The sequence below is a fragment of the Streptomyces sp. NPDC044921 genome, assembly GCF_056432865.1.
The window spans coordinates 178,721-189,739 of sequence record NZ_JBWKIF010000005.1 but is presented as its reverse complement, the minus strand read 5'-3'; the positions used below and the strand labels follow the sequence as shown (position 1 = coordinate 189,739).

11 protein-coding genes and 1 riboswitch are annotated in these 11,019 nt (G+C 73.9%); of the genes, 4 read left to right on the top strand and 7 right to left on the bottom strand.

The window, feature by feature from the left end:
• The first annotated feature begins 110 nt into the window (after nucleotides 1-110).
• Both trpD and AC07DA_RS10200 read left to right on the top strand, forming a co-directional pair.
• A complete protein-coding gene (gene trpD, locus AC07DA_RS10205) occupies nucleotides 111-1,175 on the top strand; it encodes an anthranilate phosphoribosyltransferase (protein ID WP_479126390.1) in 1,065 nt (354 codons plus the stop codon).
• A gap of 77 nt (nucleotides 1,176-1,252) precedes the next feature.
• Nucleotides 1,253-1,369, top strand: a riboswitch (SAM riboswitch).
• Nucleotides 1,370-1,528: 159 nt separating this feature from the next.
• Nucleotides 1,529-2,896 (top strand): aminotransferase class V-fold PLP-dependent enzyme, encoded by a 1,368-nt coding sequence (locus tag AC07DA_RS10200; RefSeq protein WP_479126388.1) that lies wholly within the window; start codon nucleotides 1,529-1,531, stop codon nucleotides 2,894-2,896.
• On the opposite strand, the gene AC07DA_RS10195 is transcribed toward AC07DA_RS10200, so the two are convergent.
• The 7 genes from AC07DA_RS10195 to AC07DA_RS10165 all read right to left on the bottom strand — a co-directional run bounded on the left by AC07DA_RS10195 (nucleotide 2,851) and on the right by AC07DA_RS10165 (nucleotide 9,112).
• Nucleotides 2,851-4,062 carry a glycerate kinase gene (locus AC07DA_RS10195; RefSeq protein WP_479126386.1) on the bottom strand — a complete coding sequence of 404 codons (1,212 nt, stop codon included), beginning with the start codon at nucleotides 4,060-4,062 and terminating at the stop codon, nucleotides 2,851-2,853. The two genes, AC07DA_RS10200 and AC07DA_RS10195, sit on opposite strands and share 46 nt — an antisense overlap.
• 11 nt (nucleotides 4,063-4,073) lie before the next feature.
• Nucleotides 4,074-5,489, bottom strand: coding sequence for an SLC13 family permease (locus tag AC07DA_RS10190; protein WP_479126719.1), 1,416 nt, complete (start codon nucleotides 5,487-5,489; stop codon nucleotides 4,074-4,076).
• Between the two features lie 81 nt (nucleotides 5,490-5,570).
• Nucleotides 5,571-6,230 carry a response regulator transcription factor gene (locus AC07DA_RS10185; protein ID WP_062926395.1) on the bottom strand — a complete coding sequence of 220 codons (660 nt, stop codon included), beginning with the start codon at nucleotides 6,228-6,230 and terminating at the stop codon, nucleotides 5,571-5,573.
• Nucleotides 6,227-7,741, bottom strand: a complete 1,515-nt coding sequence (locus AC07DA_RS10180; RefSeq protein WP_479126717.1) for a sensor histidine kinase — start codon at nucleotides 7,739-7,741, stop codon at nucleotides 6,227-6,229. The genes AC07DA_RS10185 and AC07DA_RS10180 overlap by 4 nt, the downstream gene beginning before the upstream one ends.
• On the bottom strand, nucleotides 7,668-7,997 hold the full coding sequence (locus tag AC07DA_RS10175) for a small secreted hydrophilic protein (protein ID WP_479126384.1): 330 nt from the start codon (nucleotides 7,995-7,997) through the stop codon (nucleotides 7,668-7,670). Before AC07DA_RS10175 ends, AC07DA_RS10180 begins: the two co-directional genes overlap by 74 nt.
• An 84-nt stretch (nucleotides 7,998-8,081) precedes the next feature.
• Nucleotides 8,082-8,363, bottom strand: a complete 282-nt coding sequence (locus tag AC07DA_RS10170; RefSeq protein WP_479126382.1) for an Lrp/AsnC family transcriptional regulator — start codon at nucleotides 8,361-8,363, stop codon at nucleotides 8,082-8,084.
• On the bottom strand, nucleotides 8,360-9,112 hold the full coding sequence (locus AC07DA_RS10165; protein WP_479126380.1) for a rhomboid family intramembrane serine protease: 753 nt from the start codon (nucleotides 9,110-9,112) through the stop codon (nucleotides 8,360-8,362). Before AC07DA_RS10165 ends, AC07DA_RS10170 begins: the two co-directional genes overlap by 4 nt.
• A 159-nt stretch (nucleotides 9,113-9,271) precedes the next feature.
• Between AC07DA_RS10165 and AC07DA_RS10160 the strand changes: the two genes are divergently transcribed.
• Both AC07DA_RS10160 and AC07DA_RS10155 read left to right on the top strand, forming a co-directional pair.
• Nucleotides 9,272-9,511: a hypothetical protein gene (locus tag AC07DA_RS10160; protein WP_010048941.1), complete on the top strand. Its 240-nt coding sequence runs from the start codon at nucleotides 9,272-9,274 to the stop codon at nucleotides 9,509-9,511.
• Nucleotides 9,512-9,547: 36 nt separating this feature from the next.
• On the top strand, nucleotides 9,548-10,897 hold the full coding sequence (locus AC07DA_RS10155) for an NYN domain-containing protein (protein ID WP_479126377.1): 1,350 nt from the start codon (nucleotides 9,548-9,550) through the stop codon (nucleotides 10,895-10,897).
• Nucleotides 10,898-11,019: the final 122 nt, after the last annotated feature.

The window sequence follows — 11,019 nt, the reverse complement described above, 5'->3', positions numbered from 1 at the left end:
CCCCGTCCGGTGTTCGGACGGGGCCCTTCGCGGTGCCCGGGGGCTGGATAGGGTGGACCTCGTTGAGACCCTCGTCCCGCAGTGCGGGACGCCTGACCCTGGAGCGGCTGATGAGCGCTGTGACCCCCGCTGGAGGCGACACCGCGGCGGGCCGCTCCTGGCCCCTGCTGTTGAACGGCCTGCTCGAAGGCCGGGACCTGACCGCGGACGACACCGCCTGGGCGATGGACCTGATCATGCGCGGCGAGGCGACGGACGCGCAGATCGCCGGGTTCGTGGTGGCGCTGCGCGCCAAGGGCGAGACGGTCGAGGAGATCGCCGGGTTCGTCCGGGCGATGTACGCGCACGCCAACGTCATCGAGGTGCCGGGCCCGGCGGTCGACATCGTCGGCACCGGCGGCGACGGGGCGAAGACCGTCAACATCTCCACCATGTCGGCGATCGTCGTCGCCGGCACGGGCGCGAAGGTCGTCAAGCACGGCAACCGCGCGGCGTCCTCGGCGTCCGGCGCCTCCGACGTCCTGGAGAAGCTCGGCGTCAACCTGGAGCTGCCGACGCACCGGGTGGCCGCGGTGGCCGAGGAGGCCGGGATCACCTTCTGCTTCGCGGCGAAGTTCCACCCGTCGATGCGGTACGCGGGCGCGGCGCGCGGCCAGTTGGGCATCCGGACGATCTTCAACGTCCTCGGCCCGCTGACCAACCCCGCGAAGGTCCGGGCCCAGGCGGTCGGCGTGGCGGACCCGCGCATGGCGCCGATCGTCGCCGGGGTCTTCGCCGGGCGCGGGCACTCCTCCCTGGTCTTCCGCGGCGACGACGGTCTGGACGAGCTGACCACCACGGCCACCTCCCGGGTCTGGATCGTGCGCGACGGCAAGGTGACCGAGGAGGCCTTCGACCCGCGCGACGTCGGCCTCGAACTGGTGCCGGTGGAGGCCCTGCGCGGCGCGGACGCCTCCTACAACGCCGAGGTCGCCCGGCGCCTGCTGGACGGCGAGCGGGGCCCGGTGCGCGACGCGGTGCTGCTGAACGCGGCGGCGGCGCTGGTGGCGCTGGAGCCGGGCACGGGCACGCTGGCCGAGCAGATCGGCGCGGGCATGGCGAGGGCGGCGGAGTCGATCGACTCCGGGGCCGCCAAGCGGACCCTGGAGCGGTGGGTGGCCGCCAGCAACGCGTAGCCGGGCACGACGTGCGGCGTCCCGCGATCCGGACCCGGGTTGCGGGGCGCCGATCTTTTGGCGTACGTTCCTGGCCAGGTCATGAGTGACAGTCATGAGGCCCCGGCCGACTGTCCGGCAACCCTCCGTCCGTGGCGGGGTGCCCCGGGTGAAGACCGGGCCGCAGGCAGCGAGGTCTGCGGCAAGCGCGGACCCCTCGCGATACCAGGGGTCCTGGTCGTCGAGGAGTTCTTTGTGAGTCAGCGAATGCGATAGGGCCGCAGAGCCCCGCCTCCGCATCCCTTCTTCCTCCACCCCCGCTGGCAGCCCATGGGCTCGCGGGCGGATTCACCTGATCTCACGGGAGTTCACCGATGTCCGTCTCCACCGTTGCCGCAGACCAGTCCGTTTGTGCCCCGCTGCCCGTTCTGGGGCGGGATGTCACCGTGCCTCTGGTGACCGGCGGCGAGGTCACCTACGCCGCGCTCGACTACGCCGCCAGCGCCCCGGCGCTCCAGCGGGTCTGGGACGACGTGGCCGCCTACGCGCCGTACTACGGCAGCGTCCACCGCGGTGCCGGGTACCTGTCGCAGCTGTCGACCGAGCTGTTCGAGAACGCCCGCCGGACCGTCGCCGGGTTCCTCGACTGCCGCGACGGCGACCAGGTGGTGTTCACCCGGTCCACCACCGACTCCCTCAACCTCCTCGCCGCCGCCCTGCCGCGGGACTGCCAGGTCTTCGTCTTCGAGACCGAGCACCACGCCTCCCTGCTGCCCTGGCGCGGCGCCCGCGTGACGTACCTCGACGCCCCGCGGAGCCACCGCGAGGCCGTCCAGACCCTGGAGCGCGCGCTGGCCGACCGGGACCCCCGCGGGCCGGCCCTGGTGTGCGTCACCGGCGCCTCGAACGTCACCGGCGAGCTGTGGCCGGTGCGGGAGCTCGCGGCCGCCGCGCACGCCCACGGCGCCCGGATCGTGCTGGACGCCGCCCAGCTGGCCCCGCACCACCCCGTGTCCGTCACCGGCCTCGACGTCGACTGGGTCGCCTTCTCCGGGCACAAGCTGTACGCGCCCTTCGGCTCCGGCGTCCTGGCCGGGCGGGCCGACTGGCTGCGCGCGGCGGAGCCGTACCTCGCGGGCGGCGGCGCCTCCCGGAAGGTCGCGCGGCGTGCGGACGGGGGCGTGGACGTGGAGTGGCACGAGAGCGCCGCCCGGCACGAGGCGGGCTCCCCGAACGTCATCGGCGCCTACGCGATCGCCTCCGCCTGCAAGGCCCTCACCGAGGCCGGCCTCGACACCCTGGTCGCCCGCGAGCGGTACCTGATCGAGCAGGTGCGCGCGGGGCTCGCCGGGGTGCCCGAGGTGCGGGTCCTGTCCCTCTTCGGGGACGACGCCCCGCGCGTCGGCGTGATCTCCTTCGTCGTCGACGGCTGGAACAGCTCCCACTTCGCCGCCGCCCTCTCCGCCGAGTACGGCATCGGCGTGCGGGACGGGCTGTTCTGCGCCCACCCGCTGGTGCGCACGCTGCTCGGCGGCGACCCGCAGGCGCAGGGCGAGTGCGGGGCGCCGGAGGCCGAGCCGGGGGAGAGGTCGCTCAACGCCATCCGGGTGAGCTTCGGCGCCGGCACGCCCGACGAGCACGTGGAGCGGTTCGTGCGGGCCGTGCGCGAGCTGGTGACGGACGGGGCGAAGTGGAACTACCGCACCGAGGACGGCCGTTGCGTGCCGGACACCTCCGCGTGACCGGCACCGTCGCGGACCAGGGGCAGCCGGGCGCCCAGGACGATCATCCGCAGCGCCCGTTCGGTGGCGTCGGTGAGCAGTTCGCTCGCCCGCAGCAGCGCCTCCGCCAGCTCCATCGGGGCGGGCAGGATGCCGTGGCAGGCGTCCACGCCCGGCACCTCGTGGGCGCCCTCGCCGAGGGTGCCGGCCAGGGCCAGCACCGGGCGTCCGTACAGCTTGGCCCGGCGGGCCACCTCGGCCGGGACCTTGCCGCGCGGTGTCTGGTGGTCCAGGGCGCCCTCGGCGGTGACGACCAGGTCGGCACGGGCCAGCCGGGCGTCCAGGTCGAGGTGGTCCAGCAGCACGTCGAAGCGGGGCAGGAGCCGGGCGCCCAGGGCGGCGAGTCCGGCCCCCAGACCGCCGGAGGCGCCGGTGCCCGGGCCGGAGCGCAGTTCGGTGCCCGGGACGGCGGCGTCCCGGGTGAGGACGAACGCCCAGTTCTCCAGGGCCGCCGACAGCTCCTCCACCTGCGCGGGCGTCGCCCCCTTCTGCGGTCCGAAGACCCGGGCCACGCCCCGCTCGCCGCACAGCACGTTGTACGGGTTGCAGGCGACGAGGAGTTCCACGTCCGTCAACCGGGGATCCAGGCCGGTCGGGTCGACGCGGTGCAGCCGGGTCAGCTCCCGTCCGCCCCGGGGCAGTTCCCGGCCGCCCTCGTCCAGCAACCGGGCCCCGAGGGCCTGCAGCGCCCCCGCGCCGCCGTCGGAGGTGCCCGAGTCGCCGCAGCCGACGAGGATCCGCCGGACGCCCGAGTCCAGGGCGGCGCGGATCAGTTGGCCGACGCCGTACGTGGTGGTCGCGCCCGGGTCGCGCAGGTCGCGCGGGACCAGCGACAGGCCCGCGACGGCCGCCATCTCCACCACGGCCGTGTCCCCGGAACCCAGCAGGGCGAAGTGCGCGGCGACGGTCTCCCCGAGCGGCCCGGTCGCGGGCACGCTCACGGTCCTGCCCCCGGTGGCGGCGGCCAGGGCCAGGGCCGTGCCCTCGCCGCCGTCCACCAGCGGGACGAGGTCGATCGCGGCGCCGGGCAGCACGCGGCGCACACCGGCCGCGATGGCGTCGGCGGCGGCCTCGGCCGACAGGGACTCCTTGAAGCCGCTGGGGGCTACGACGACACGGTTCAGCACGGCAGTACTCCTCAAGGGGTGACGGACACGCCGAGCAGCGGCCACACCGCGACGGCGAACAGCAGGACGAGCACGGCGGTCAGCGGGGCCAGCACGGCGGACAGGCGCAGCAGGTCGCGCGGGGTGTAGGTGGGCGTGCCGGGGAGCTGCGCGAACAGCGTGACCGGCTTGGCCGAGGCGGGCAGCGTGTGGCAGAAGCCCGCCGCGGCGGTGGAGGCGAGGGCGGCGGCGACCGGGTTGACCCCGACGCCGACGGCGGCGGCCACGACCAGCGGCACCAGGACCGACGAGCGGGCCGAACGGGACTGCAGGACCAGATGGGCCGCCGTGCTCACGGCGATCACGACCGCCAGGAACACCACCGGGGCCGCGTCCGTCGGCAGCCCCGACACCAGCCACCGCGCCGCGCCCGAGTCGGCGAGCGCGACGCCCATCGCCATCGTCGCCGCCATGAACAGCAGCAGGGACCAGGGGACGGTCTTCAACGCGTCCTTCAGGCGTACGGTGCCCAGGGCCGGTGAGGAGGCGATGACGGCGCCGATCAGCGCGACCAGGGCCGGCGGCACCCGGTGCAGCGGCTCACCGCACCACAGCAGCACCACGGTGGCCAGCAGCAGGGCGCAGCGCTTCTCGGCCTGGCTCCAGGGGCCGGTCACCGGCTGCTCGCTGTGCTCCTGGATCTGCTCGGGGGAGATGCTGACCGGGCCGCGGCGGTCCGCGCGCCGGGTGGTCGTCACCAGGACGACCTCGGCGGCCAGGTGCGAGGAGACCACGGCCAGCGGCAGGCCCAGCAGCAGCCACTGCGTGAAGCCGATGTGCTGCCCGGTGGTCTCCCACAGCACCGACACGGTGATCAGATGCGCCCCCGCGCCGATCAGGGTCGCCACCGCCGACAGAAGGATCACGGTCGGGAACAGCAACGCCAGCATCACGACCAGTCGCTTGCGGTCGGCGAGGACCTTCGCCAGGGCGAGGAACACCGGCAGCGCGAGCGCGGCCCGGCCGGAGGTGGCGGGCACCGCGAACGCCGTGACGACCAGGGCGGCGGTCGTCAGGTGCACGAGCTGCCGCACGCTGCGCGCCCCGCTGACCAGGAACACCGCGGCCCGCCCGGCGAGCCCGGTCCGGCTCACCGCCGCCGCCAGCACGAAGGCGCAGATCAGCAGCCAGACCGTGGCGTCACCGAGCGTCCCGAACAGGGTGTCGCTGCTGATCACCCCGGTCACGGTCAGCGCGAGCCCGGCGCCCAGCGCGATGTAGGTGTCGTCGATCGACGTGCCGATCCAGGCGCAGGTCGCCAGGACGAACACGACGAGGGTGAGCCGTGCGTCCGCGCCGAGCCCCGGGAAGTTCGTGGGCACGGCGAGCAGTGCGCACAGGGACAGGGCGACGCACAGGGCGGCGGTGGTGCGGAGGTTCAGCGTCACACCGTCGAGGATCTTCCCGGGCGGTGAGCCGTCGATGAGGTCCACATGAAGGAACTTTCAGGTGCCGCGCCTCACCCGGCACTACGGCAGCCGGTACCCCATCCCCCGCACCGTCTCCACCCGCTCCGCCCCCAGCTTCTTCCGCAGCGTCCGCACGTACACGTCCACGATGTTGGACCCCGGATCGAAGTCGTACCCCCACACGTGGGACAGGATCTGCTCCCGCGACAGCACCTGGCCGGGATGGCGCAGGAACAGTTCCAGCAGCACGAACTCACGCGCCGTCAGATCGACCGTCCGCTCCCCGGACCGGGCCCGCCGGGTACGCAGGTCGAGGCTCAGGGAGCCCGACCTGAGCACCGTCACCTCCGGCGCCCGCGCCGCCGTGCGCAGCCGCAGCCGCACCCGCGCCAGCAGCTCCTCGAACCGGAACGGCTTGGTCATCCAGTCGTCGGCGCCGCCCTCCAGACCGGCCACCGTGTCCCGCACGGAGTCCCGCGCGGTCAGCACGATCACCGGCACCGACACCCGTGCCTCGCGCAGCTCGCGCAGGATCGTGAAGCCGTCCCGGCCGGGCAGCCCGATGTCCAGCACCACGAGGTCGAAGCCGCCGGTCAGGGCGTACTCGTAGCCCGCGTCGCCGTCGGTGACGACCGTCGTGGTGAAGCCGTTGGAGCGCAGGCCCTTCTCCACGAAGGAGGCGATGCGCTCCTCGTCCTCGACGATGAGGATGCGGTTCACGGGGGGTCCCCTTCCGGTGTCGGGGGTGCGTGCAGCACCAGGGTGAAGGTGGCGCCGCCGCCGGGCGTCCCGGTGAGCCGCACCCGCCCCCGGTGGCCCTCCGCGATCGCCTTGACGATGGACAGGCCGAGCCCGGCGCCGGAGCCCCGGGCGCCGCGGCGGGCCGTGCCGCGCCGGAAGCGCTCGAAGATCACCTCGGTGTCCTGGGGCTGCACACCGGGCCCGGAATCGGCCACGTACAGCTCCAGGTGCGGGCCGTCGGCGCGGGAGCCGATGCGGATGGTCTGGCCGGTGGTGGTGTGCTGCACGGCGTTCTGCGCGAGCTGCACCATGGCCTGGGTGATCCGCTGCGGGTCCAGCTCGGCCGCCAGGTCGGCGACCGAGTCGAGCCGCCAGTCGCGTTCGCCCAGGGTGCGGGCCTTGACGTAGACGTCGGCGGTCAGTTCGGCGACCTGGACCGGCTCGGGCGTGACGAAGTCGGGGCGTTCGGCCTTGGCGAGCAGCAGCAGGTCCTCGACGATGCGGCTCATCCGGTCCAGCTCGTCGGTGACCAGCCGGACCGTCTCCTCGCGCTCGGCCGGGTCGTCGCCCATGACCTCCAGGTGGCCGCGCACGATGGTGATGGGCGTGCGCAGCTCGTGCCCGGCGTCGTCGACGAACTCGCGCTGCGCGGCGAAGGCCCGCTCCAGCCGGTCCAGCATGCCGTTGAAGGTCTCGGCGAGGGCCGCTATGTCGTCGTGGCCGTGCACCGGGATGCGGCGCGTGAGGTCCTGCTCGGTCAGCTGCGCGGCGGCCGCGCGCACCACCCGCACGGGCCGCAGGATCCGGCCGGCGACCGCCCAGGCGATCCCGGTGGTCAGCAGCAGGGCGACCCCGGAGATGACCAGCAGCGTGCGGAACACGGTGTTCACGCGGGTCTGCTCCCGCTGCGGGTGGAAGGCGACGACGAACGCGGCGTCCGGCTCCCGGCCCGGCCGCGCCACCGTGACCTTGGCCCAGCGGATCTCGCCCTGCGGCCGCAGCAGCACACCGGAGGGCTCGGGGGAGTCGAAGATGCGGCGCCGGGCCTCGGGGTCCCGGTACAGGGGCAGGGCGACGGGCAGGTCGTGCGGCTGGCGGATCTGCCGGAGCCCGCCGCCCGCCCGGCGGACCAGGCCGATGAGCTCCTCGTCCGCGTCCGGGTACTGCCGCTCCAGGAAGACCGTCAGCAGCCGGTCCGCGTCGGTGAACGGCAGCCCGGTCTGCGGGTCGCCGCCGCGCTCCTCGAAGTTGGCGAACTCGCCGGTCTCCTGCGTGAGCAGCCGGTCGACCCGGTTGTCGGCGTCCCGCAGCAGGTAGGAGCGGGTGGTCATGGCCACCGAGGCGAGCGCGACCGCCATCACCAGCAGCAGCCACAGCAGGATCCGGACCCGGGCGGAGATCCGCCGGCGGCCGGGGTCAGCCGTCGGATCCGGGACCGTCGTCGTCGCCCGGTCCGTCGTCTCCGGTGCCCCGGCCGCGGTCGTCGTCATCATCGTCACTCGCTGAGCTGTCGGTCACCGGGGGCCGCGAGACCACCTCGTCGCCCGGGGCGGACCCGGCGGGCGCGGGCGTCGAGGAAGGCCGGAGCGTGGGGGCGGGCGTGGGCGTGCCGCGGTCTAGCTCCACCTGCTGGGAGGGCACCCGGGGCGCCTCGGGGCGGTCCGCCAGGGCGTAGCTGGTGGCGGCGATGCCCAGCGGGATCAGCACGACGGCGGACAGGGCCGCCATACGACGGGAGAAGGCCATGCGCCCGATCCTGCGGACGCGAGCCGGGGAGCGGGATGAAGCCCGGATGAAGAACTCTTCATCCTCCGCGCCCGGGGGCGCCGCTCAGTTGTCGAGGCCGAGCGCGAACGCCGCCTCCAGGTCGTGCTGCGAGTACGTGCGGAAGGCCACGTGCGTGTCCGTGCCCTCCACCCCGGGGATCTTGCTGATCCGGCCGGGGATGACCTCGGCCAGGTCCTCGTGCTCCTTGACCCGGACCATCGCGATCAGGTCGTAGGTGCCGGTGACGGAGAAGACCTCGCTGACGTTGTCCAGCGCCGCGATCGACTCGGCGATCTCGGGGATCCGGTCCACGCTGGTCTTGATCAGGACGATCGCGGTGATCACGGCTGGTTCTCTCCCTCGGGGGCCGGAGCAGGGGCGGCCTTCACTCTAGTAGGGCCGGTCGGACGGCCGTAGCGGACGGAGGCGTAGCCGAAGCCCAGACCGAAACCGATGAGGTGGGCCAGGTAGGCCACCCCCGGCCCGGCCGGGGCCCGCTCCGCCGCCAGCCACTGCAGGGCCGCCCAGAACGGCAGCACGATCCACGCCGGGAAACGCACCGGCAGGAAGAACAGGAACGGCAGGAGACTGGTCACCCGGGCCCGGGGGAACAGGTAGAGGAACGCGCCGAGGACCGCCGAGATCGCTCCCGAGGCACCGACCAGGGACTGCCCGGAGTCCGCGTAGGCGACGGCGTAGCCCAGCAGGGCCAGGTAGCCGCAGCCGACGTAGAAGAGGGTGAACTGCACGCGGCCCATCCGTTCCTCGGTCATCGCGCCGAAGACGTAGAGGAAGAGCATGTTGCCGAGCAGGTGCACCCAGCTGCCGTGGACGAACAGGGCCGTCGCCGGGGTGAGGGGCGAGCCCCCGGAACCGTCGAACAGTTCTGCGGGGATCACGCCCCAGCGCCGGAAGTAGGCCCGCTGCGCCGCGAGCAGCTCGTCGCCCGTGCCGTACGCCGGATTCAGGCCCGAGGCGGGTCCCGCCAGGAAGACCGCGCAGCACAGGGCGATCAGCGCGTACGTCACCGGCGCCGACGACCCCCTGACCGCTCTGCCGCCCCGGACGATCGACGCGCTCCACTTGCTGATCATGGCTACAGAGCATGACGTAACCGGACGCAACCGCACAGACCGCCTCGCCGCCGTGGACACGCGGGCGGCGAGCACCCGCCAGGCCGTAGGGTTACGGACCACACGCACCGGGGACGCCGGTCGCGTCACGGACACTAGAAGGAAAGAGAACAGGTCACGATGACGGTTCCCCTGCCGACCGCCTCGACGCGGTGGCGCTGCACCCTCTGCGGCAACCTCACGAGGTTCGACGTGACCCGCTCGTCCAAGGTCGTCGAGTACGTCCACCTGGACCTGGCCGGAGAGCCCAAGGTCGAGGAGCGCGAGGTGCTCAGTGAGACCATCGAGTCGGTGCGCTGCCGCTGGTGCAACGCGGTGGACCAGGTGGAACTCGTGGACAGGCCGGGTGCCGGCTCCTGACAGGAGCGGGCCCCGCACAGCATTGGGGTGTGACGGATGGCGGAGACCACGGGCGGGGGGCCGGGCGACGGCGCCGCCGAGGTGCTCGACCGTCCGCTGCCCGACGGCGTGCGCCGCAGGGTCGTGCAGATCGTCTCGGACGGCTTCGGCTCGCTGACGGTCGGCGAGCTGCCCGCGCAGCTGCGGCAGTACGCGCGGTTCGCCCCGAACCGCCGGGCCAAGTTCGCCGGCAACGCCATGGCCGCGGCGCTGGAGACCGACCCGCTGTTCCGGCAGCGCATCGGGGAGAAGCTCAGAGAGACCCAGCCGGAACTGACCGGCGCCCTCGACTCCGGCTCCCCGCCCCCGGCCGCGGACCCGCTCGACGTGGCGGCCGCGGCCTACGTGCTCCGGCCGCCGGGCTGGGTGAAGCTGGTGACCGCCGCCGGCGAGGAGGCCCAGCGGGCCGACGCCGAGCGCGCCGACGAGGAGAACCGGGCGGAGCTGGAGCGGCTGCGCGCCGAGCTCGACCGGGCCCGCGACCACACCCGGGCCGAGACCGAGCGGCTGCGCGCGGAGCTGGATTCGGCCAAGAAGGAGACCGAGGCCCTGCACCGCAAGCTCCGCGCCGCCCTCAGTGACGTCAAGCGGGGCGAGGCCGCCCTGCGCAAGGCGCACGGCGAGATCGAGGCCGTCCGCGCCGACGCGCACGCCCAGGTCTCCGCCGCCGAGAGCGAGAGCCGGCGGCTCAAGGCCCGGCTGGGCGAGACCGAGGCCGCCCTGGAGGCCGCCCGGCGCGCCGCCCGGGAGGGGCGCAGCGTCGAGGACATGCGGGTGAGGCTGCTGCTGGACACGCTGCTGGACGCCACCCAGGGGCTGCGCCGCGAACTCGCCCTGCCGCCGGTGTCGGTGCGGCCCGCCGAGACCGTCGACGCCGTCGAGCCGGGCCGCATGACCCCGAAGGACATCGCCGCGCGCGCCCTGTCGGAGAACGACCCGCAGGTCCTCGACCAGCTGCTCGCGCTGCCGCAGGCCCACCTGGTCGTCGACGGCTACAACGTCACCAAGACCGGCTATCCGCAGATGCCGCTGGAGAAGCAGCGCCTGCGGCTGCTCGGGCAGCTCTCCCAACTGGCCGCGCAGAGCGGGGCGGAGGTCACCTGCGTCTTCGACGGCGCCGAACTGGCCGCGCCGGTGCTGCTCGCGCCGCCGCGCGGGGTCCGTGTGCTGTTCTCGAAGCCCGGCGTCACCGCCGACGAGCTCATCCGCCAGCTGGTGCGCGCCGAGCCGCCGGGCCGCCCGGTCATCGTGGCCTCCACCGACCGCGAGGTCGCCGACGGCGTGGCCCGCGCCGGGGCCCGGCCGGTCGCCTCGGCGATGCTGCTGAAGCGGCTTTCGAGGGCTTAGGAGACGTACGTCCCCCGCGTAACCTCCGGCCGTGATGCCCGGATTGACGGGACCGGTGAGCCACGGTGAGTCAAGTGCGTCTCACCACCTGTGAGTCCAGAGGAAAAGATGGCCTACCGTGA

What these genes read in the sequence shown, in the direction of transcription:
- trpD (WP_479126390.1), top strand. Translation starts at nt 111, where the DNA reads ATGAGCGCTGTGACCCCCGCTGGAGGCGACACCGCGGCGGGCCGCTCC.
- AC07DA_RS10200 (WP_479126388.1), top strand. Translation starts at nt 1,529, where the DNA reads ATGTCCGTCTCCACCGTTGCCGCAGACCAGTCCGTTTGTGCCCCGCTG.
- AC07DA_RS10180 (WP_479126717.1), bottom strand. Translation starts at nt 7,741, where the DNA reads ATGACGACGACCGCGGCCGGGGCACCGGAGACGACGGACCGGGCGACG.
- AC07DA_RS10175 (WP_479126384.1), bottom strand. Translation starts at nt 7,997, where the DNA reads ATGGCCTTCTCCCGTCGTATGGCGGCCCTGTCCGCCGTCGTGCTGATC.
- AC07DA_RS10165 (WP_479126380.1), bottom strand. Translation starts at nt 9,112, where the DNA reads ATGATCAGCAAGTGGAGCGCGTCGATCGTCCGGGGCGGCAGAGCGGTC.
- AC07DA_RS10160 (WP_010048941.1), top strand. Translation starts at nt 9,272, where the DNA reads ATGACGGTTCCCCTGCCGACCGCCTCGACGCGGTGGCGCTGCACCCTC.
- AC07DA_RS10155 (WP_479126377.1), top strand. Translation starts at nt 9,548, where the DNA reads ATGGCGGAGACCACGGGCGGGGGGCCGGGCGACGGCGCCGCCGAGGTG.